This window comes from Streptomyces sp. NPDC031474 (assembly GCF_055581185.1).
Map to the genome: position 1 here is coordinate 331,709 of NZ_JBVIJX010000010.1, position 20,071 is coordinate 351,779.

At 70.0% G+C, this 20,071-nt stretch carries 18 protein-coding genes; 13 read left to right on the top strand and 5 right to left on the bottom strand.

All coding sequences use genetic code 11. From position 1 onward, the window contains the following. Positions 1-12: 12 nt before the first annotated feature. Positions 13-939, bottom strand: coding sequence for a pyridoxamine 5'-phosphate oxidase family protein (locus tag ACZ5SK_RS22960; protein WP_334575251.1), 927 nt, complete (start codon positions 937-939; stop codon positions 13-15). 477 nt (positions 940-1,416) lie between these two features. Between ACZ5SK_RS22960 and ACZ5SK_RS22965 the strand changes: the two genes are divergently transcribed. From ACZ5SK_RS22965 to ACZ5SK_RS22975, 3 genes are read left to right on the top strand one after another with little or no spacing between them, the layout of a single operon-like run. Further along, a complete protein-coding gene (locus ACZ5SK_RS22965) occupies positions 1,417-2,310 on the top strand; it encodes a helix-turn-helix domain-containing protein (protein WP_361701996.1) in 894 nt (297 codons plus the stop codon). A gap of 60 nt (positions 2,311-2,370) precedes the next feature. Next, complete coding sequence (locus tag ACZ5SK_RS22970) at positions 2,371-3,123, top strand: class I SAM-dependent methyltransferase (protein WP_468576545.1); 753 nt, start codon at positions 2,371-2,373, stop codon at positions 3,121-3,123. Then, positions 3,120-4,799, top strand: a complete 1,680-nt coding sequence (locus ACZ5SK_RS22975; protein WP_334575247.1) for an AMP-binding protein — start codon at positions 3,120-3,122, stop codon at positions 4,797-4,799. Before ACZ5SK_RS22970 ends, ACZ5SK_RS22975 begins: the two co-directional genes overlap by 4 nt. 83 nt (positions 4,800-4,882) lie before the next feature. On the opposite strand, the gene ACZ5SK_RS22980 is transcribed toward ACZ5SK_RS22975, so the two are convergent. Both ACZ5SK_RS22980 and ACZ5SK_RS22985 read right to left on the bottom strand, forming a co-directional pair. Then, positions 4,883-5,797 carry an alpha/beta fold hydrolase gene (locus tag ACZ5SK_RS22980; protein WP_457494031.1) on the bottom strand — a complete coding sequence of 305 codons (915 nt, stop codon included), beginning with the start codon at positions 5,795-5,797 and terminating at the stop codon, positions 4,883-4,885. Positions 5,798-5,923: 126 nt separating this feature from the next. After that, complete coding sequence (locus ACZ5SK_RS22985; RefSeq protein WP_334575245.1) at positions 5,924-6,472, bottom strand: CGNR zinc finger domain-containing protein; 549 nt, start codon at positions 6,470-6,472, stop codon at positions 5,924-5,926. Between the two features lie 249 nt (positions 6,473-6,721). Between ACZ5SK_RS22985 and ACZ5SK_RS22990 the strand changes: the two genes are divergently transcribed. The 3 genes from ACZ5SK_RS22990 (at position 6,722) to ACZ5SK_RS23000 (ending at position 10,944) form a co-directional block, all read left to right on the top strand. Continuing rightward, the gene (locus ACZ5SK_RS22990; RefSeq protein ID WP_334575243.1) at positions 6,722-7,933 is read left to right on the top strand and encodes an acyl-CoA dehydrogenase family protein; all 1,212 of its coding nucleotides are present in this window, start codon (positions 6,722-6,724) and stop codon (positions 7,931-7,933) included. A 110-nt stretch (positions 7,934-8,043) separates the two neighbouring features. Then, a complete protein-coding gene (locus tag ACZ5SK_RS22995) occupies positions 8,044-9,522 on the top strand; it encodes an MFS transporter (RefSeq protein WP_468576546.1) in 1,479 nt (492 codons plus the stop codon). A gap of 174 nt (positions 9,523-9,696) precedes the next feature. Further along, positions 9,697-10,944: a cytochrome P450 family protein gene (locus ACZ5SK_RS23000; protein ID WP_334575241.1), complete on the top strand. Its 1,248-nt coding sequence runs from the start codon at positions 9,697-9,699 to the stop codon at positions 10,942-10,944. Positions 10,945-10,948: 4 nt separating this feature from the next. Here ACZ5SK_RS23000 and ACZ5SK_RS23005 read toward each other — a convergent pair whose 3' ends face one another. Further along, complete coding sequence (locus ACZ5SK_RS23005) at positions 10,949-11,938, bottom strand: NAD-dependent epimerase/dehydratase family protein (protein WP_361702004.1); 990 nt, start codon at positions 11,936-11,938, stop codon at positions 10,949-10,951. Beyond that, a complete protein-coding gene (locus ACZ5SK_RS23010; protein WP_334575238.1) occupies positions 11,935-12,870 on the bottom strand; it encodes a ScbA/BarX family gamma-butyrolactone biosynthesis protein in 936 nt (311 codons plus the stop codon). The genes ACZ5SK_RS23005 and ACZ5SK_RS23010 overlap by 4 nt, the downstream gene beginning before the upstream one ends. Positions 12,871-12,978: 108 nt before the next feature. Between ACZ5SK_RS23010 and ACZ5SK_RS23015 the strand changes: the two genes are divergently transcribed. From ACZ5SK_RS23015 to ACZ5SK_RS23045, 7 genes are all read left to right on the top strand, one after another. After that, complete coding sequence (locus ACZ5SK_RS23015) at positions 12,979-13,722, top strand: ScbR family autoregulator-binding transcription factor (protein ID WP_334575237.1); 744 nt, start codon at positions 12,979-12,981, stop codon at positions 13,720-13,722. A 350-nt stretch (positions 13,723-14,072) separates the two neighbouring features. Next, complete coding sequence (locus ACZ5SK_RS23020) at positions 14,073-14,546, top strand: flavin reductase family protein (RefSeq protein WP_468576563.1); 474 nt, start codon at positions 14,073-14,075, stop codon at positions 14,544-14,546. Positions 14,547-14,578: 32 nt separating this feature from the next. Beyond that, positions 14,579-16,114 (top strand): FAD/NAD(P)-binding protein, encoded by a 1,536-nt coding sequence (locus tag ACZ5SK_RS23025; RefSeq protein ID WP_468156043.1) that lies wholly within the window; start codon positions 14,579-14,581, stop codon positions 16,112-16,114. Between the two features lie 63 nt (positions 16,115-16,177). Then, the gene (locus ACZ5SK_RS23030) at positions 16,178-17,035 is read left to right on the top strand and encodes a class II aldolase/adducin family protein (protein WP_334575233.1); all 858 of its coding nucleotides are present in this window, start codon (positions 16,178-16,180) and stop codon (positions 17,033-17,035) included. A gap of 60 nt (positions 17,036-17,095) precedes the next feature. Continuing rightward, a complete protein-coding gene (locus ACZ5SK_RS23035) occupies positions 17,096-18,457 on the top strand; it encodes a class II 3-deoxy-7-phosphoheptulonate synthase (RefSeq protein ID WP_468156041.1) in 1,362 nt (453 codons plus the stop codon). Position 18,458: 1 nt separating this feature from the next. After that, positions 18,459-18,839 (top strand): chorismate mutase, encoded by a 381-nt coding sequence (gene aroH, locus ACZ5SK_RS23040; protein ID WP_334575231.1) that lies wholly within the window; start codon positions 18,459-18,461, stop codon positions 18,837-18,839. After that, positions 18,839-20,032 carry a prephenate dehydrogenase gene (locus ACZ5SK_RS23045; protein ID WP_334581080.1) on the top strand — a complete coding sequence of 398 codons (1,194 nt, stop codon included), beginning with the start codon at positions 18,839-18,841 and terminating at the stop codon, positions 20,030-20,032. Before aroH ends, ACZ5SK_RS23045 begins: the two co-directional genes overlap by 1 nt. Positions 20,033-20,071 lie beyond the last annotated feature (39 nt).

Consider the following 20,071-nt stretch of genomic DNA (forward strand, 5'->3'; position numbering starts at 1 on the left):
GGCAACCGCTCCTCACCGGCCTTGGTCCCGCGGGGTGGGGAGCGGAGGATTGAACGGGGACGGTGCGGCCAGGGCCCATCGGAGGGCCGTCGCACGGCGGATCTCGACCACGCGCTCGACGTCGAACTCGACGAGCTTCAACGCGCCGGGCAACGCCGCGCTGCGCTGCGGATCCCAGTCGAGCCGGGCCCGGCCGGTCAGCTGGAGCGTGTGGCCCTGCTCCCAGTCCAGGAAGAGCAGCCCGCAGGACGGGTTGAGATGAAGGTTTCCCAACGTCATGTAGAAGGAGTTCCCGACGTAGTCCGGCCAGGAGAGCCGGCGGGCGCCGTGGACGGTCACGAAGCCCGGCTCGCCACCGCGATGCGAGGCGTCGGCCCCGTGATCGGGGGAGTGGCTGGCGATGAAGAAGGTGTCCGCCTGTGAGATCCATCGCCGCTGGCGCTCGGTGAGATCCGCGCGGACCTCGGCCACGGGCTGTCCGGGGTCCGCGGCGTCCTCCAGAGGGACCCGCTGCTGAATGTACTTGGGGCAGTTGCCGAGAACCTGTTCGGCGCGGACGTGGAGAGCGCCCTCTCGCCGTTGCGCCACGCCGTTCAGCCTGATGCGGCGCACGGTGCGTGGTTCGATCGCGAGCATCCCGACGGCGCGCTCGGTGTCGAAGGCCTGCTCGAGGGGGTCGCCGGTCACCGGCACGGCGGCGACCCTGAGGTGGTGCCGGTCGACGGTGTCGGCGAAGCCGACGCCTCCTGTGACGGCGGAGGCCCACACGGCGCCCTCGGCGTCGGACGCGCCGAGCAGGAGCAGCCGTTGCTGCCTCAGGAACTGGGCGAACGGGGGCTGGATCACATCGTCGAACATGGGTGAGCCCCACCCCGAGTGGCCCTCGCCCGCCCTCCTCTGTACGGCCTGTTCACCCTGGTGCTGGAGCGGCTTGGTCACGCTGGTCTCCTTGTGTTCCGCGGTTCTCCCCGACCCCGCCCGCTGCCCTCGGCCCCGGCCGGTGATCGAGACGCTAGTGAGGGCGCGACGCCTCTGGTTGTCGAATCGCGCACCGCGCATGGAGGGGACGCGTCCAGTTCGTCGAGCGCCCCGGCGGCTCCGTGCGGCCGTGGTGTGCCGCATCGGCGCAGACAGGGCCGGGTGCGGGCAGTACTCGTGGGGTCACAGAGGGCCATGTGGTTGATCGAGAAACTACTGGTCGCTGTAGAAAACCAGCAACAGGGTATGTTCCAATGGCTCGCGGCGGGACGGATGCAGGGGTGACACCAGCCCATCGGGGTGCGGCGGCCGCAATGGCGCGGCTGTGGTGAGGCGACGAAGCACCCCGCTGATTCCTGCTCGACAGACGGGGGTTAGTCGATGGCACATGTCGGTGTTCGGAGTTCGGCTCGGACCGTTGTCCATCTCGATGCGGACATGCAGTCCCATGGCTGCGTACAAATTGTTCGCGGGCATGACGAAGAGCCTCGAGGGACCAGGGCGACAAAACGGTTCGGTGAAGTGCGGGCGCATTTCGTGGAGGGCGGTCCGCGGGAAATGATCCGGCCCAGCAGACTGCTCGAACCGGGTCTGGACGGGTATTTGAGCGTATGTCGCCCGCTGGCCGGCGAGGTGCTGGTGTTCCAGGACGGACGCCATGCGTCGGCCCGTGGGGCACAGCTCGTCTGCTACGACAGTTCACGGCCTTACAAGATCATCATGCCGGAGCGGTTCCGTATGGTGATCCTGGTGCTGCCGCACCGTCTGATGGGGCTCACCGCCAAGGACACCGGGACGCTCACGGCGAGGGCGTGGCACGGGTCGCACGGTCTCGGGGCGCTGATGTCCGACCTGCTCGTCGGACTTGAACAGCACGGTGAGCAGGTCGACACGGGGATCGAACTCCTGGGCGGCAGCGTGGCGGGACTGGCCGCCGCACTGTTCGCCGAGCAGTTGCGCTCGATGGCCGAGGAAACCAGCGTGGCCAGACCGACCCTGATGCTGAGCATCCAGGCGTTCATCCGCGAGCGGCTGGCCGACCCCGAGCTCAGCCCGTCGACGGTGGCCCAGCGGCACAACGTCTCGCTTCGCTATCTGCAGAAGATATTCCACGAGCACAAAACGAGTCCCGCGCGCTGGATCCGGGACGAAAGGCTCGCTCGGTGCCGGTCCGAGCTGGCCGATCCCAGGTTCGATCACCTCTCCATCGCGGTGATCGGCGAACGCTCCGGGTTTTACGGGGCTTCCCACTTCAGCCGCCTCTTCCGGGACCGGTACGGCGTCACGCCCCGGGAATTCAGGAAAATGCGCGAGGCGGCTCTCGGTAATTGACGCACGGTGCGCGTGTTCCATGGTCCGGACCGTTGACAACAGTCATGGAAAGGTAATGCGTTGACCAGTTTTGAGTTTCCCGGAGAGTACTACGAGATCATGCGCAGGGGCTTTCGGGACCTCGCTGCCGAAACGGAGTTCCTCGCCTCCCTCGCACCTGCGGGCGCCCGCGTGCTCGATCTCGGCTGCGGAACGGGCACCAACCTTCGCGAGCTCGGCGCACGGGGCTTCTCCTGCCTGGGAGTGGACCAGAGTGCACGTTTCATCGACTATGCGCGCAACGCCGGCGGCGAGGGCGTCGAGTACGTGCACGACAGGGCCGAGGCCTTCGCCTGCGATGACCGGTTCGATCTCGTCTACAGCCTCTTCATGACGCTGAACTACCTGCCGCGAGCCGAGCTGCGGCCGGTTCTCAGGAAGCTGCGGGACCTGCTGCGGCCCGGCGGCCATCTCGTCCTGGAATTCGGTCACCTGCTGAACTTCGTGGAGAGCTACCAGCAGCACACGGTGGCCCACCACCGCGGTGACGGGGTGCTCATCACCCGGCTCGCCCGCCAGTCGATCAACCCGCACGCGGCGAGCTGGCGGAACGAGGAGACCCTGCTCGTCCGTGAGACGGACGGCCGGGTGGCCATGTACGACAACTTCTTCGACCAGGCCGTCCTCACCGGGCCGGAGGTGCGAGAGCTGTTGGCCGACGTAGGACTGACGATAACCGCCGAGTACGGCGGTTTCCGGAAGGAGCCGGCGCCCGGCCACGGACGCGGCCCGCTGGTGATCGTGGCGACCGCGGCGGGGGAGAGCTCCAAATGAAAACCCCCGACATCTCGTTCCTCGACGGCGGCCCCGCCGTCGAGCCGAACGTGGCCCACCTCGGTGAGGCGCTCGTCCGCGCGGCGCACGACCACGGCGCCGAGGAACGCATCCGGTTCATCCGGCCGGACGGCAGCGAAACCGCAAGCACGTACCGGCACCTGCTGGACCGGGCCGCACGCATCCTCGCCGGCATCCGCGCCGCGGGCGTCCTCCCCGGCGAAACGATCATTCTCCAGGTGGGCGACGACCCGGAACTGCTGGCCGCCTTCTGGGCCTGTGTCCTGGGCGGGTTCGTCCCCATGCCCGTCAACGCCGGCGCCACCGCCGACCAGCGCGCGGCCGCTCCCGAGCTGCTGCGGCGGGTCTGGCACGGCTACGGCAGGCCGAGGGTGATCACCGGCGCCGGTCAGGAGCTGTCGCCCGAGGTCACCGCCGATCCCGGCTGGGGCGGCGCATGGCTGGGAAGCACGCCCGAACTGCTCTCGCACACACCGGATATGACATGGCATCAGGCCGATCCGGACGACCCGGCCGTGCGGCTGCTCACCTCGGGCAGCACCGGTGTGCCCAAGGCGGTGGTGCTCAGCCATCGGAACGTGCTGAGCCGGACGGCGGCCACCGTCCAGGTGAACGGGCTGAGCGACCGGACCCGCACCTTCAACTGGATGCCCCTGGACCATGTGGGCGGCCTGGTCATGTTCCACGCCCGTGACGTCTACCTGGGCTGCCACCAGGTGCACGCCCGCTTCGCGTGGGTGCTCGGCGATCCGCTGCGCTGGATCGGCGCGATGGACCGGCACCGTTCGGACACCACCTGGGCGCCCAACTTCGCCTTCGGGCTCATCAACGACCAGGCGGACCGGCTCAAGGAGCAGTCCTGGGACCTGGGATGCCTGCGCTACATCATGAACGGCGGCGAAGCCGTCCGCAGCGGTGTGGTCCGTCGGTTCCTGGAACTGCTCGCCCCCTTCGGGCTTCCGTCGGACGCCATGTACCCGGGTTGGGGCATGTCGGAGACCTCCGCCGGAGTGGCCGACTGCGAGTTCTCCGTCGCCAGCGCCGGGGACGAGCGCTATGTGCCCGTGGGGCGGCCGCAACCGGGCACCCGCCTGCGGGTGGTGGACGAGCGCAACGAGCTCGTCCCCGTCGGCGTCACCGGCAGACTCCAGGTCACCGGCGCTTCCGTGACCGCGGGCTACTACCGCAACGCCGAGCAGAACCGGCAGTCGTTCACCGCCGACGGCTGGTTCAAGTCCGGTGATCTCGCCTACATCCAGAACGGAATCCTCACGGTGACCGGCCGGGCGGACGACGTCATCCAGCTCGACGACGTCACCTACCACGGCCACGAGATCGAGGCCCGGGTGGAGGAGCTCGACGTCGTCGTGCCGTCGTACACCGTGGCCTGCCTGGTGAGCGGGGAGGACGCGGAGCGCGAAGAACTCGCGGTCTTCTTCCATCCGCGCGACGGCGTGGACGTCCGCGAGGCGGAACGTCTGGTCCGCGGCCGGGTGGCGGACGCGTTCGAGGTCGACCTGGCACACGTCGTGGCGGTCACCAAGAAGGACGTCCCCAAGACCGGCATCGGCAAGCTGCGCAGGGCCCAGCTGCGGGAGCGGTTCGAGGCCTCACGCGGCGCGGACCGTGCCGACGCCCTGGCGCGGCGCTCCTGACCGGTCCCTGGAAAGGTGCGACATGCAGACGGTGGCGCCAGGGGAGGGCCCCCTGGCGCCACCGGCCTGTTTCCGGGGCAGGTTCAGCGCCCGCCCCACCGACCGGGTGGGGCCGCGGCGGGGACGGTCGCCGGGAGCTTGCGGCCCAGGAACTCCCTGACCAGGTCGGCCGTCTCCGCGCAGTGCGTCTCCAGGGGGAAGTGCCCGGTGGGCAGCAGATGCACTTCCGCGTCGGGCAGGTCACGCCGGAAGGCCCGGGCGCCCTCGGGGCCGAAGATCTCGTCGTGGGCTCCCCAGACGGCGAGCAACGGAACCCGGCTGCTGCGGAAGTACTTCTGGAAGAGCGGATACGCCTCCAGGTTAGAGGCGTAGTCACGGATGAGCCGGAGCTGGATCGCGATGCTGCCGGGGCGCCGCAGCGCGGCCGAGTCGAGGTGCCAGGCGTCCGGGTCCAGCAGACTCTCGTCGGACACCCCGTGGGTGTACTGCCACCGGATCCCCTCCGGGCTCAGGGCCTGGCGCAGGGGGGCCTCGGTCGTGGGGTTCGGGTCGGCGAGGTAGGCGTGGACCGGGGCCCAGAACTGCGGACGCAGGCCTTCCCGGTAGGCGTTGCCGTTCTGCGTGACGATCGCGGTGACCCGCTCGGGGTGGGCCGTGGCCAGCCGCCAGCCGATCGGCGCACCGTAGTCGTGGACGTGGAGGGCGAAGCGCGACAGCCCCAGCCGCTGCGTGAAGTCGCTCGTGATCGTGGCCAGGTTGGCGAAGGTGTAGTCGAAGTCGTCGGCGGACGGCCGGGCGGAGTGACCGAAGCCGATGTGGTCGGGAGCGATCACCCGGTAGCTCCCGGCCAGGCGGCTCATGAGGTCGCGGAACGAGCGGGAGCTCGCCGGAAAGCCGTGCAGCAGGAGCAGGACCGGCGAGTCGGGGGAACCGGCCTCGCGGTAGAACACGTCGAGCCCGCGCACGCTGACGGTGCGATGACGGATATGCGGATCCATGGAACCCCTTCGCTGTGACCCTGCCCTGTCGCGGCCTGCCTGCCGTGCCTGCCATGCCTGCCGTGCGCTGTCGGCGGTCGTGCGCCGGCGCTCCTCGGGCACGTCGTACAGGTGCCGGCGGCCCGTTCAGACTCCGGTGTGGCGGGTCCGCGCGTAATGCCGGGCCGCCTTGGCGCGGTTGCCGCACAGCGCCATGGAGCACCAGCGACGGCCGCCGTTGCGGGAGGTGTCGAAGAAGTACCGGATGCAGTCCGGCTGATCGCACAGGCGGATCCGGTCCGCGGCCGTGGTGAGCAGACGCAGGTAGTCGCGGGCCGCGGTCCACGCCGCGCCCCAGGCCGGATCCTCGAACTCGGTCGCCTCGCCGGGCCCTTCGGCGGTCAGCGTGGGCCTGATTCGGCCGTGCGCCAGGACGTCGTCGACCTGCCGGGCCGCGCTCGCGGAGCCCGGCGCGGTGACGGCGGCCGACAGCGCCTCGCGGGCGAGGAGAACCGCCTCCAGTGACGCGGTGTCAGCGGGGAAACGGTCGGCCAGGCCATGGCCGGCCAGCCAGACGTGCAGGCCGCTGGGCGAGTCGAGCAGGTCCTCGTCGTGACCGTGCTCCTTCCAACGGGTGTTCAGCAGGTCGAGAGCCAGGGGCTCGCCGACGAACGGACGCGGGTCGGTCTCGGTCATCGCACCATCCTCCATCCGAACCGTTCTAACCCCTCAAGCATACGTGACTGGTTGCAAGGAGAGATTCCTAACCTGTAAAGTCGCTTTCGTTGGTTAGTCGGATCGGTGTGTGCGGACGTACCAAATCGCGTGCGCGTTCACACGAGAAGCGAGCGGCCACCGTCCATAGCGTGAGGACGGCGCGAGATCGGCCGACGGCCCCTCGACGCGCCCCGACTCAGACGAGCACGCAGGCACAGGAGGGTTTCCATGACTGTTACCGAGACTCCGAGTCCGGCCATCGGCGGCGAGCAGGCCCCTGTCTCCGCACAGGAGATCCTGGCGCGGGCGCGGGCCGCGGCCCCGCTGCTGCGCGAGCGCTCCGAGGAAATAGCACGCACCCGGCGGCTTCCGGACGACGTCGTCCGGCTGGTGCGCGACACGGGCGTCTTCCGCATCGGAATGCCGAAGGAATGGGGCGGCCCGGAACTCACCTTCGCGCAGCAGACCGAAGTGATCGAGGCGCTCTCCTACGGTGACTCCGCCGCCGGCTGGTGCGCCATGATCGGCATGGACACCTGGATCTACGCGGGCTACCTGGACGACCTGGTGCTCAAGGAGATGCTCGCCAACCCGGACGCGATCACCGCCGGTCTGATCTTCCCGGTCGGTCGTGCCGACCGGGTTCCCGGTGGCTACCGGGTCAACGGCCGCTGGCCGTTCGGCAGCGGTGTCACCCACGCCGACTGGGTCGTCGGCGGCTGCGTCGTCCACTCCGACGGCGAGCCGGAGCCGGGTCCGGACGGCGCGCCGGTGAACTGGCGGCTGATGCTGGCCCGTCGCGAGGAATTCGAGACGGTGGACACCTGGCACACCCACGGTCTGGCCGGCAGCGGCAGCATGGACTACCAGGCCACCGACCTCTTCGTCCCCGAAGAGCGCTCGTTCGACTTCACGAATCCGCGGGGATCCGGGCCGCTGTCCGCCCCCGACGCCTTCCTGGGCAATGTGCCCGGGGTGCCGCTGGGCGTCGCCCGCGCGGCACTGGACCATGTACGCGAGCTGGCGGCCGACCGCGTCGAGCGGGCCACGGGCACCCCCTGGTCGGACAGTTACCGCGTGCAGACGGCCATCGGTCAGGCCGAGATGGAGCTCTCCGCGGCCCGCTACGCGGTCTACGGCACGCTGAACGAGCTGTGGAGCCGGCTGGAGGAGGGTGTGCAGCCGACGCGCGACCAGCAGGTCTCCTCGGCGCTGGCCCGCGTCAACGCGTTCCGCACGGCCCGCTCGATCGTCTCGCGGCTCTCCGACCTCGTCGGAACGGCCTCCATCTACCAGACCTCTCCGCTGGACCGCTGGCTGCGCGACCTCCACACCATGTGCCAGCACATTCTCGCCCAGGAGCAGATCGTGCAGTCGGCAGGAGCCCATCTCCTCGGCGGCACCCCGCAGGCGCCCTTCCCCCTCGGGCTCAAGGGATAACCCGGACACGGTGACGGCGGTCGGTGCAGCGGGGCGAACGTCCCGCTCACCGGCCGCACCGCCGGCATCGGACGCAAAATGACCGGCAATTGACTAGATGAGGACAGTTCATGGCAACTTCCAGCGAAGTAGAAGTCGACGCAGTAGGCACAGGCGGAGGAAAACCGGACGGAACCAGGCCCTGGGGATTCCGCGAGTGGGGCCTGCTCGTCAGCGTCTGTGCGGCATTCTTCCTGGACGCCCTCGACAACATCATGGTCGGCATAGCGGTTCCGCCGATCCAGTCCGACCTGGGCATGAGCACCCAGTCCGTGCAGTGGGTCGTGAGTTCCTACGTCCTGGGATTCGGCGGTTTCCTGCTGCTCGGCGGACGCATGGCGGACATGCTGGGCCGGCGCCGCATGTTCCTGATGGGCGTCGCCATCTTCGCCGTCGGATCGCTCGTCGGCGGGGTGACCAATGACGGTCTCGTCGTGATCGTCGCCCGGTTCATCATGGGCATCGGGGCCGCGTTCACCGCCCCGGCCAGCCTGTCCATCATCATCACCAACTTCGCCGAAGGCCCGCAGCGCAACCGCGCCGTCGGCATCTACACCGCCTGCGGCGCGGTCGGCTACTCCACCGGCGTCATCGTCGGCGGCGCGCTCACCGAGATCAGCTGGCGCTGGACCTTCCTGCTCCCGGTGGTCGTGGCCCTCATCGCGTTCGGCGGGGCGCTCGCACTGGTGCCGCGCGACCCCAGCACCGACCGAAGCGGGAGCACCTTCGACGTCACAGGCGCCGTCACCGTCACCGCGGCGATGCTGCTCCTCGTCTACAGCATCGTCGAGGCGCCCGACGCGGGCTGGGCCTCCCCGCGCACACTGGGAACGTTCGCCGCCTCGGTGGTCCTCCTCGCCGTCTTCGTGGCCGTCGAACGCCGGGCCGCCCAGCCCCTGCTGCGTCTGGGCCTGCTGCGCAACCGTGCCCTGGTGGGGGCCAGCCTGGTCGCCGCGGCGATCCTCGGCACCTACATGAGTTTCCAGTTCATCGGCGGTCTCTACCTGCAGACCCTGCGCGACTGGTCGCCGATGCAGATGGCTCTGGCCTTCCTGCCCATCGGTCTGCTCATCATGACGATCGCCCCCCGGGCCGGGAAGCTGATCGCGCGGTTCGGCGTCCAGTGGATGATCTTCGCCGGCTTCGTCGCCTACACCGCTTCGTACCTGCTCTTCCTGCGGATCGACGAGACGTCCTCCTACCTGTGGGTGATCCTGCCGAGCATCCTGCTCATCGGCGTGGCGTTCCCCTTCTCCTTCCCCGCCGCGAACGTCCAGGCGACCACGGGCGTCGACGACTCCGAGCAGGGGCTGGCGGCCGGCGTGCTGCAGACGGGCTACCAGGTGGGCGCGGCGATCGTCCTCGCGATCGTGACCGCCACGATGTCGGTCGAGGAAGGCGCGAAGGACACGACCGCGACACTGGACGGCTACCACTCCGGTCTCTACGTCGTCACCGCCATCTCCGTCCTCACCACCCTCCTCACGCTCGGCGCGGCGCTGCGTGCCTCGGCGCGACGCCGGCCGGAAAGCGCGGCGGCGATCCAGTAGGCGCACGCCCGCCGTCGGACGGGCCGGAGTTCCGCCCCACCCCTTCGCGGAGAACGGGGTGGAATTCCGGCCCTCCTCGCGGAACCGAAAACCCTCAGCGGGCAGTGATCGAATCCGGCAGAGTTCACTTTCCCGGGCGGATGGGACCGCCCCGGTGAGACCTGGAGATGACCGATGGACCGTAGTGGGCTGTGCCCCTTCGTAATGGACGCCGGCGGGCGCGACATCCATGGTGAGATCGCCCGGATACGCAGCCTGGGACGCGCGGTGCAGGTGGAACTCCCGGGCGGGGTGGTGGCCTGGTCGGTCACGGACTACGACCTGATCCGCAGTCTTCTCCTGGATCCGCGCGTCTCCAAGGACGCCTACCAGCACTGGCCTTCCTGGATCAACGGCGAGATACCCCAGGACTGGCCCCTGGCCATCTGGGTGTCCGTCCAGAACATGGTGACGGCCTACGGCGCCGACCACACCCGTCTGCGCAAGCCGGTGGCCACGGCCTTCACACAACGCCGGGTCGCCGCACTGCGCCCGCGTATCCAGCAGATCACCGACGAACTCCTCGACGCCCTGGCCGCCGAGCCGCCGGGCCGACCGCTGGACCTGCGCGAGAAGTTCGCGCATCCGCTGCCCAACCAGGTGATGTGCGAGCTGTTCGGCATTCCCGACGAGTACCGCTCCGAACTGCACGGGATCATCAAAGGCTTCTTCCGCACGTCCGCGTCCGCACAGGAGGCGCAGGCCAACGGCCATGCCCTGTACGCCACCCTGTCCGACGTCCTCGCGTACAAGCGCGAGAACCCGGGGGACGACCTCACCTGCGACCTGATCGCCGTGCGGGACGAGGACGGCGCGAGTCTCACCGAGAAGGAACTGGCGGACAACCTCATCCTGCTGTTCACGGCCGGCTACGAGACCACCGTCAATCTGCTCGACCACGCCGTGCACGCCCTGCTGCGCCACCCCGAACAGCTCCGCCTCGTACAGCAGGGGGACGTCGGCTGGGACGACGTCATCGAGGAGACACTGCGCTACGAAGCCCCCGGCGCCCACTCGATCCTGCGCTACGCCGTCGAGGACCTCGACCTCGGCGACGTGGTGATCCCCAAGGGCGACGCGATCATGATCTCCTATGCCGGGGCGGGCCGGGACCCCGCACGGCACGGCGACACCGCGGACCGCTTCGACAGCACCAGGCCCGGCCGCCGCGACCACGTCTCCTTCGGTCACGGCGTCCACTACTGCCTGGGCGCGCCGCTGGCCCGGCTGGAGGTGTCGATCGCCCTTCGCTCCCTGTTCGAGCGTTTCCCTGCACTGGCTCTCGCCCGACCCGACAGGCCGGCCGAGGCGCAGGAGTCGTTCATCTCCAACGGCCACCGGGAACTGCTGGTCCTCCTGGACCGCGAGAGCGCTGCCGTCTGACGGCTCAGCCGGCCGGCCGCGCCGTCGGCTCCGGCCCGTACCGGGCGGCCATGGCGGCCCGGTACCAGGCGGTGTACGACGCGAAGCGCTCCGGGAAACCCGGACCCGGGTCGGCCTCGACCAGCTTCCACAGGGCCGAGCTCTCGTACCAGTGGTCGACCGCGAGCAGCGACAGCCGCCGCGCCCTGGCGGGGTCGTTCCGGGCGCCGAGCAGGTCGAGCGCCCTGCCGTGGGAGACGTTCCCCTGCGGAAGCGGCAGGCGCAACGCGTCGGCCACCGTGCTGACCACGTCCCGGACCCGCACCGGGTCGGGGTGGTTGGCGTGCAGGACCCGGCCGGCCGGCAGGGCGCGGAGCCGGGCCAGGCGGGCGACGGCGTCGGCCAGATCGTCGACGGCGATCATCGAGACCTGGGCGCGGCCCTCGTCCACCCAGTGCGGGACGCGGCGCAGCATCGCCAGGAGCGAGGGCACCACCCAGGTGTCGCCCTCGCCGTAGACCATGTGCGGCCGCAGCACGAGGCCGCCCGCAGCGAGCACGCTCTCCTCCGCGGCGAGCCGCGTGATGCTGGTGGGGGACACCGGGGCGGGCCGCAGCAGCGACTCCGTCTCGCCCCGGTGAGGCCCGTCGCCGTAGACCGCGGCCGTGCTGAGGTGGATGATCCGCCGGACGCCGGCCCGGGCCGCTTCCCGGAGCAGCGCCCGAGTGCCCTCGACGTTGACGGCACGGCAGCGTTCCATGTCTGCGCCGACCTGTGCGGCGAGATGGACGAGCGTGTCCACTCCGTCGCAGACGCCTCGCAGGGAGTTCGCGTCGCACAGGTCGCCGCGGACGGTGTGCGCCGCCGCGCCGGCCGGCACCGTGACCCCCCGGTCATGGACCAGCAGCCGCACGAGGGCGCCGGGCGCGGCGCCCCCGGCGGTGAGGAGCCGGCGGACCACGTGAGCGCCGATGAATCCCGCTCCTCCGGTGATCAGCACGGTCGGCCGGGTCATGCCGACTGCCTTCCCGCGTCGGTCAGGGAGGCGGTGAAGACGGGGTGGCCGTCCTGACGTCCGGTGACCCGGACCGACCGGCCGCCGGGAACCATGGTGGGGACGGTGTGCGCCTCGATCCAGCAGGGCGTGGCGAATTCCGCGTACCGGTGGAAGTCGATGGTGAACGACGCGGGATAGAAGGGGTCCGGCGTAAGGAGGGCCGTGGCGGCCTGGTGCGCGGCCTCCACCAGAAGCATGCCGGGATAGTGGTCGGCCGCCCGGCCGAACAGGGTGACGTTCCCGGTGTCGCCCCGCAGTTGCCAGCGCCCCGGTTCGCGGGTGGGCGCCAGCGCGACGTGCACGGGCTCCGTCCGGCCGACCAGGGCCGGCGCCACGGGTATCACCGGCGCCGCCGACTCGGCCGGGGAGAACGCACCCCGGAGCCGCCGGTAGGCCTGCGGGGTGGAGATGCTGAGCCGGCCGCCGCCCGTGGCCACCGTACGGGCGCCGTGCCGGACGGTCATACGGCAGTCCGTGGCGGTCAGCCGCCGGCCGCGACGCCGTATGTCGCGGCAGACGACGTCCAACCGCAACTCGGTCGCCGTGTCCGTCACGTCGAGGTGTTCGGGGTGGGACCGGTAATGGAGGTCTCTCATCAGGAAGTGGTGGTCGAGCGGGACGGCGAACTCCGTGTGGCACAGGAGGATCGCGGCCTGCCGCAGCGTCTCGACGATCAGCACCGGGGCGTGCTTGCCCTGTAAGGGGACGAAGAACTCGTGGGCGTGCGGCCAGTTCGCCGCCACCGAGAAGCGCTCGTCGTCCAGGCGCTGCCAGTCGGTCAGCAGAACGTCGTCGACGCGGGGTCTGTGCACCAGCTCCTTGGGCAACGCGCCGGCTCCGCCCACTGCGTCGACGACCTGCCGACCGCAGGCCACAGGTGTCCAGCTCATGGCTCCCCCTCATGACACGAGCATGGAGAGGCCTGTCCCCCCTCGGGGAAAGATACGTCCTTAGCGGTATGGTTTCAATCAAGTTTGAGTCAGTAGAGGATGGTGCTCGTGGCCCAGCAGGAACGTGCGATCAGGACTCGGGAGCTGATCCTCGAGGCGGCGGGGGCGGTCTTCGCCGAGCGGGGATACGACGGCGCGACCATCTCCGACGTCTACTCACGGGCCGGGCTCACCAAAGGGGCGTTCTACTTCCACTTCTCCTCGAAGGAGGATCTGGCCGAGGCGATCCTCGAGGTCCAGGTGGACCGGGGGACCTACCCCATCGTCCGGCGTCCGCTGAAGCTTCAGGAGTTGGTGGACGCCGGGTTCGTCTTCGCGCACCGCCTCATGCACGACCAGATGCTCCAGGGCAGCGTCAGCCTGTCGTTGGAACGGGGGGCGCATCAACTGGACCGCCGACGACCGTTCCTGGCCTGGATCGAGCACAATCTGGCAGGTCTGACCGAGGCGAGCGAGCAGGGAGAGCTGTACCGGAGCGTCGACCTGCAGGAGACCGCCGAACTCCTCGTCGCCTCCTTCTCCGGGATCCAGCTGCTGTCCCATGTGCTCTCCGACCGCAGGGACATGGCGCAGCGGCTGTCCGTGCTCCTGATGCAGCTGCTGCCGACCGTCGCCGTCCCCGCCGTGCTCGCGCGGCTGGACCTGAGCGCCGATCGCGGCGCCCGGGTACTGGCCGAGGCGGAGGCCCTGGCCGCGGCCGCCGCAGAGGCCGCCGACGGCGACGGCAGCTCCGACTCCGACGGCAGCTCCGACTCCGACTCCGACTCCGGTTCAGGCACCGGCACCGAGTAGAGGGACCCGCCGGGGCACGAGCCCCAGCGCCGGTCAGAACGTGCATGGCGGTATTTTCCTTTCCCCGAGGCGCTCCCCGCTGCCTGCCGTACGGCAGCCGCGAGCCTGCTCGAGGTCAGAGCCGGCGGGCCTCCGCCGGCTCTTTTGCGTATCGGCGACGGCCCGTCGGGGCAGGCGTGTACGGGCTAATTCCTGTGCGCGCCCCCGCAAAACCGCGACCCGGCCTCTCGGTAACGTCTGACGCATCGAACCGGTGCGTATCTGAAATTCCCCGGAGAGGACCAGTCATGGGTGACCTGTCAGCAGCGAATCATCCGCCGGTTGCCGTGACGGACGATCTGCGTTCCGTCATGCGTAATTTCGCCTCCGGTGTGTGCGTGGTGAGTACTTTCTCCGACGCGGAATCGACTCGACGGCACAATGCTCTGACGGTCAACTCGCTGACCTCCGTGTCATTGACCCCGCCCCTGGTTTCGCTGAGCATTCGCCGTGACTCCACGTTTCTGGACGACCTGATGGAATCCCGGGTCTGGGCGCTCTCCATCCTCGACGGCGGCGCCGAAGACCTGGCCCGGATCTTCGCCCGCCCCGCGGAGGACCGGATGAAGGCCCTCGGCAGCCTGCCCGCCGAGCCGGGCCGGCAGACCGGTGCCCTGCTCCTCGACTCCGCGGCCTGGATGGAGTGCCGGTACCGGGACCACCTGGTGGCCGGCGACCACCTGCTGATCGTCGGAGAGGTCGTCGGAGCCGGCGTGAACGACTCCCGGTCCTCACTCATATTCCTGCACGGGGAATTTCACCGTATGGACCGGAACGCGATATGAGCGGACCGGAAGAGCTGCGGATGAGAGAGCATATGTCTGGAATATCGATCGGTGTGGTCGGAGGTGGTGCGTCCGCGGTCTGCCTCATCGACGCACTGGCCCAGGCGCAGGGCGGACCGGGCAGCATAACGGTCTTCGAGCCCTCGCCGAATTTGTGGCGAGGTCGCGCCTATCAGGTCGACGCCGAGACCATAAAGGTGAATGCGCCGCCCGACGACATGTCCGTGCGCGTGGGCGACCTCGGTCACTTCGAACGCTGGCTGGAGATTCGCGAGCGCATTGTCGAGGACTTCGACAGCGTCGACCCCTATTCCGGGGCACGCTTCGCACCGCGGACCGTCTACGGCGAATACCTGGAGCAGTCGGCCTACACGGCGCTGGGAGAGCTGCGCCGGCAGGGCTGGCGGGTCGATCTCGTCGGCGCCGCGGTCACCGGGGCCCGGCGGACCGCCGACCAGGTGCTGCTGAGCACGAGCAACGGCCACGCCGGCGCCTTCGACTACGTCGTACTGTGCGTGGGCGGTGACAGCCCCAAGGACGCCTACGGACTCACCGGTGCACCGGGGTTCATCGCGGACCCGTACCCGGTGTCGCACCGCCTGCGGGACATCGGCCCGCGGGAGGACGTGGCCGTCATCGGCAGCGGACTCACCGCCGTCGACATCGTCCTCGCTCTCGCCGCTCAGGGCCATCAGGGGCGGATCAGCCTGCTGTCCAGGCGAGGACTGCTGCCCGGGGTCCGGCAGCGCCCGGCCGCCTTCGAGCCGCGCCATCTCACGAAGGAGCGGATGCGGTCCCTCGCCGGGCGACGGAGCGAGCTGACCCTCGCGGAGTTCGCGGACCTCGTGAAAGCCGAACTGCGCGACGCCGGCGCGGCTCTCGACGCGGTGTACGCCGAGATCATGAACGCCGACCGGGAAGCGCCGGTGGACCGCCTGCGACGTCAGTTCGCCGCGGTGGACTCCCCGGACCTGGGCCTGCGCATCCTGCAGCGCGCGGTGCCCGACATCGGCCCGGACGTGTGGCCGCTGCTCAGGGAACAGGACAGGGCCGAACTCCTGCACTCCCACTACCGGACCGTCATGAGCCTGTGCTGCCCCATGCCGCCGAGCAGCGCGTCCCTGATGCTGCAACTCGTCGACGCGGGGCAACTGGACGTCCGCTGCGGCCTGCAGAAGGTCGCGGCACGCCCCGGCGGCGGCTTCGAGACGATCACCACGGACGGGACGGCCCTGGCGGCGGACAAGGTGATCAACGCGGTCAACGCTTCCGAGGGCCGGATCCCCACCCGCGCGCTGCCGCTGGTGACCACCCTGACGCGCGCTCACGCGGCCGTCCGCCACCCCCACGGCGGGCTGAACCTGGCCCGGGCGACCAGCCGCCTCATCGCGGACGGCACCCAGGACCCGCGCCTGTACGGACTCGGCAACATCGGCTCCGGCGCGCTCTTCTTCACGTTCGGAGTCCCGTCGCTGGTGGACCGCGGTGAGGACATCGTCGCCGCCATCCTGCAGCACGCAGGCGCCGCGAACACCGCCCGGCCGGCGGACGTCCTGCTGCCCGCCTAGCGCATTCCGTACCGACGATCCCCCCGTTCCCGGTCAACACCGGCCCAGAAAGAGGGAGTCCCCATGACCACCATGACCAGCCCGACCGACACGACCGACACGTCCGACCCGGCCGACACGACCACCGGGACCCGTGCCGCATACCTCGCGGACACCGCGACCGGTCTGCCGATTCCCGGTGAGCCGGTCTTCGACACGCCGGAGGAGACCAGGCGGCACCGGAAGCAGCGCCTGGCCGCGGCCCTGCGGCTGTTCGGCAAGTACGGCTTCGGAGAAGGGATTTCGGGTCACATCTCCGTGCGGGACCCGGAGTATCCCGACCAGTTCTGGGTCAATCCCTTCGGCGTCTCCTTCAAGCAGGTCCGCGTCGCCGATCTGATCTGCGTGGACGCCGAAGGCCGTGTCGTCCACGGAAAGCACCGCGTCAACCCGAGCGCCTTCGTCATCCACTCCCAGATCCACGAACTCCACCCCGGGGCGACCGCGGCCGCTCACGGCCACACGGCGCACTCCCGCGCGCTCGGAGCGCTCGGGCGGCTGCTGGAGCCCATCGACCAGGAATCGGCCGCCTTCTACGGACGGCAGACCCTGTACGAAGCCTACGAAGGACCCTCCGTCTCCCTCGAACAGGGCCGCGACATCGCGGAGCAGCTCGGGGACAACCGGGCCATTCTGCTGCGCCACCACGGCCTGATCACCGTGGGCGGCTCGCTGGACGAGGCCGTGCACTGGTTCTTCACCTACGACAGCTGCGCCCAGGTCCAGCTGCTCGCCCTCGCGGCCGGCACCCCGAAGACATTCACCCATGAACAGGCCACGGCGGCGGGCGACGGATTCGGCGACGCCCAGCTGGGCTGGTTCAGCTTCCAGCTGCTCTGGGACGAGATCGTCGCCGAGCAGCCCGATCTGCTCGACGAGTGAACGTCCGGCCGACGCCCCGGCGGATCTCGTGCCCCAGGTGGAACAGATGAAGGACACCCCATGATCTCTCGGCAGAACCCCCCGGTGCAGTCCTGGCGAGGCCTGCCCGCCGCGCAGCAGCCGACCTGGCCCGATGAGCACGCCCTCGGCACGGTGCTCTGCGACCTCGCGGCCGCACCGCCCCTCGTCTTCGCGGGCGAATGCGACCAACTGCGCACCCGGCTGGCCTCGGTGGCACGCGGGGAGGCCTTTCTCCTCCAGGGCGGTGACTGCGCCGAATCCTTCGACGCCGTCTCCGCCGACCAGGTCCGGGACAAGATCAAGACGCTGCTGCAGATGGCGGCGGTGCTCACCTACGCCTCATCCGTGCCGGTGGTCAAGGTGGGCCGCATCGCCGGCCAGTACTCCAAGCCGCGCTCGCAGCCCACGGAGCGGCGTGACGGGATCGAGCTCCCTGCCTACCGCGGCGACGCGGTCAACAGCCTGGAGTTCACCCCCGAGGGCCGCACCCCCGACCCCGAGCGCCTCAAGCGCATGTACCACGCCTCCGCCGCCACCCTGAACATCGTCCGGGCCTTCACCACCGGCGGCTACGCAGACCTGCGGCAGGTGCACGACTGGAACCAGGACTTCGTCGCCAGCTCTCCCGTCGGCGAGCGGTACGAGCGTCTCGCACGGGAGATCGACAAGGCCCTGGCGTTCCTCAAGGCCTGCGCGGCGGAGCCGAGCGAGTTCCGCTCCACCGAGTTCTTCTCCAGCCACGAGGCGCTGCTCCTCGACTACGAGTCGGCGCTCACCCGGAAGGACTCCCGTACCGGACAGTGGTACGACGTGTCCGCCCATCTGATCTGGATCGGGGAACGCACCCGGCAACTCGACGGCGCCCACGTCGAGTTCGCCTCGCGGGTCCGCAATCCCATCGCCGTGAAGCTGGGGCCGGCCGTCGGCGCGGACGAGGCGCTGGCGCTCGTCGACCGGCTGGACCCGGACCGGGAACCGGGCCGGCTGTCCTTCATCACCCGGATGGGAGCGGACAAGGTCCGTGACGTCCTTCCCGGGCTGGTGGAGAAGGTCACGGCGTCCGGCGCCCAGGTCGCCTGGATCTGCGATCCGATGCACGGCAACACGTTCACCGCCCCCAGCGGCCACAAGACACGCCGGTTCGACGACGTCCTCGACGAGGTGAAGGGCTTCTTCGAAGTCCACCGCGAACTGGGCACCCACCCGGGCGGCATCCATGTCGAGCTGACCGGCGAGGACGTCACCGAATGCGTGGGCGGCGGCGCCGAGATACGTCTGGACGACCTCGCGCAGCGCTACGAGTCCGCCTGCGATCCGCGCCTCAACCGCTACCAGTCGCTGGACCTGGCCTTCCAGGTCGCCGAGTTGTACCACCACCGCCGAGCGCCGCAAGGAGAGTGAGATGACAGTGCGCGCAGTACGGGGCGCGGTCCAGCTCGAACGGGATGACAGAGACCACCTGGTGGACAGCACCAAGAGCCTGTTGAAGGAGATGCTCGACGCCAACGGACTGCAACAGCAGGATCTCGTCAGCGTGATCTTCACGGCGACGCCCGATCTGCACAGCGAGTTTCCCGCGGTGGCCGCACGGGAGTCGGGCATCACCGACACCCCACTCCTGTGCGCCCAGGAGATCGACGTCGCCGGAGCACTGCCGCGCGTCGTGCGCGTCCTGCTGCACGCCGAGACCGATCGGCGCAAGCGCGACCTGCGCCATGTCTACCTGGGCGGCGCCGCAGCCCTGCGCAGCGATCTCGCCGGCACTGCCGAGGAGGCCCGGTGATCCGTACGGCAGCGGTCGTGGGCACCGGCCTGATCGGCACCTCTGTGGCCCTCGCGCTCACCCGAAGAGGAGTGCGCGTCCATCTGCTCGACGCGGACGAGTCGGCGGCCCGCACCGCCGCCGCGCTCGGCGCGGGCACCGTCGGGCCGCCCACCGCACCGGCGGACATCGCCGTGCTGGCCGTGCCGCCCGGCAGCGTCGGCGAGGTGCTGGCCAAGCAGCAGTCGAACGGGCTGGCCCGCAGCTACACCGACGTGGCCAGCGTCAAGACCGGGCCGGAGCGGGATGTGTTCGCCCTGGCCGACCCGTCCTGCTACATCGGCGGACACCCCATGGCGGGACGCGAGCTGTCCGGTCCGCTCGCCGCTTCCGCCACGCTCTTCGAGGGACGCTCCTGGGTGCTCACCCCCACCCCGGACACCGCCACGGAAACCCTGAACCGGGCGCTGGAGGTGGCGTCGCTGTGCGCGGCGGTTCCGGTGGTCATGCAGAGCGCCGCCCACGACCGGGCGGTCGCCCTGGTGTCCCACACCCCCCACCTCGTCGCCTCGTTGATGGCGGCGCGTCTCGAGCACATGCCGGAGGACGCCTCGCAACTCGCCGGTCAGGGCGTACGGGACGTCACCCGCATCGCCGGAGGCGACCCGCGCCTGTGGGGCGACATCCTGGACGCGAACGCCACGGCCGTCGCCGATGTGCTGCAGGAACTCGCCGTGGACCTCACCGTGGCGGTGTCGGCGCTGCGGGGCCTGGCCACCGACGACGCCGACGAACGGGCGGAAGGGCTGATGCTCGTCGCCGACCTGCTGGGTCGTGGCAGGAAGGGCCGTGAGCGGGTGCCGGGCAAGCACGGGGAGAAGCCGTCCCACTGCACGCCCGTGCATGTGCTCATCGGTGACCAGGCCGGTGAGCTGGCCCGTCTGTTGGCGACCGTGGCGGAGCTGGGCGTCAACGTCGAGGAGGTGTCGATCGACCACTCGCCCGGCGAGCGCAGCGGGCTGGTCGAACTCCTGGTGGAACCGGCCTCGGCCGTCCGCATGGCCCGCCGCCTCACGGACTACGGATGGACAGTGCAGCGGCCCCCCGGCCACACCGGCACGCCGGCCGTTCCCACAGCCGAACCGGCCCCGCGCACCGGCCCGCTGCCGGCCGGCACGGCCGGTGGCCGTTCCCGGGCACCTGCCCGCGGTTGACGAGCCGACCACCGACGACGAAGGAGAAGCCGTGGGCGC

Excerpts from the sequence above, each read along its gene's own strand:
- ACZ5SK_RS23035 (WP_468156041.1), top strand. The coding sequence starts at position 17,096 with ATGATCTCTCGGCAGAACCCCCCGGTGCAGTCCTGGCGAGGCCTGCCC.
- ACZ5SK_RS23005 (WP_361702004.1), bottom strand. The coding sequence starts at position 11,938 with ATGACCCGGCCGACCGTGCTGATCACCGGAGGAGCGGGATTCATCGGC.
- ACZ5SK_RS22980 (WP_457494031.1), bottom strand. The coding sequence starts at position 5,797 with ATGGATCCGCATATCCGTCATCGCACCGTCAGCGTGCGCGGGCTCGAC.
- aroH (WP_334575231.1), top strand. The coding sequence starts at position 18,459 with ATGACAGTGCGCGCAGTACGGGGCGCGGTCCAGCTCGAACGGGATGAC.
- ACZ5SK_RS22990 (WP_334575243.1), top strand. The coding sequence starts at position 6,722 with ATGACTGTTACCGAGACTCCGAGTCCGGCCATCGGCGGCGAGCAGGCC.
- ACZ5SK_RS23030 (WP_334575233.1), top strand. The coding sequence starts at position 16,178 with ATGACCACCATGACCAGCCCGACCGACACGACCGACACGTCCGACCCG.
- ACZ5SK_RS23010 (WP_334575238.1), bottom strand. The coding sequence starts at position 12,870 with ATGAGCTGGACACCTGTGGCCTGCGGTCGGCAGGTCGTCGACGCAGTG.
- ACZ5SK_RS23000 (WP_334575241.1), top strand. The coding sequence starts at position 9,697 with ATGGACCGTAGTGGGCTGTGCCCCTTCGTAATGGACGCCGGCGGGCGC.
- ACZ5SK_RS22995 (WP_468576546.1), top strand. The coding sequence starts at position 8,044 with ATGGCAACTTCCAGCGAAGTAGAAGTCGACGCAGTAGGCACAGGCGGA.
- ACZ5SK_RS23020 (WP_468576563.1), top strand. The coding sequence starts at position 14,073 with ATGCGTAATTTCGCCTCCGGTGTGTGCGTGGTGAGTACTTTCTCCGAC.
- ACZ5SK_RS22985 (WP_334575245.1), bottom strand. The coding sequence starts at position 6,472 with ATGACCGAGACCGACCCGCGTCCGTTCGTCGGCGAGCCCCTGGCTCTC.
- ACZ5SK_RS23025 (WP_468156043.1), top strand. The coding sequence starts at position 14,579 with ATGTCTGGAATATCGATCGGTGTGGTCGGAGGTGGTGCGTCCGCGGTC.
- ACZ5SK_RS22975 (WP_334575247.1), top strand. The coding sequence starts at position 3,120 with ATGAAAACCCCCGACATCTCGTTCCTCGACGGCGGCCCCGCCGTCGAG.
- ACZ5SK_RS22965 (WP_361701996.1), top strand. The coding sequence starts at position 1,417 with ATGCAGTCCCATGGCTGCGTACAAATTGTTCGCGGGCATGACGAAGAG.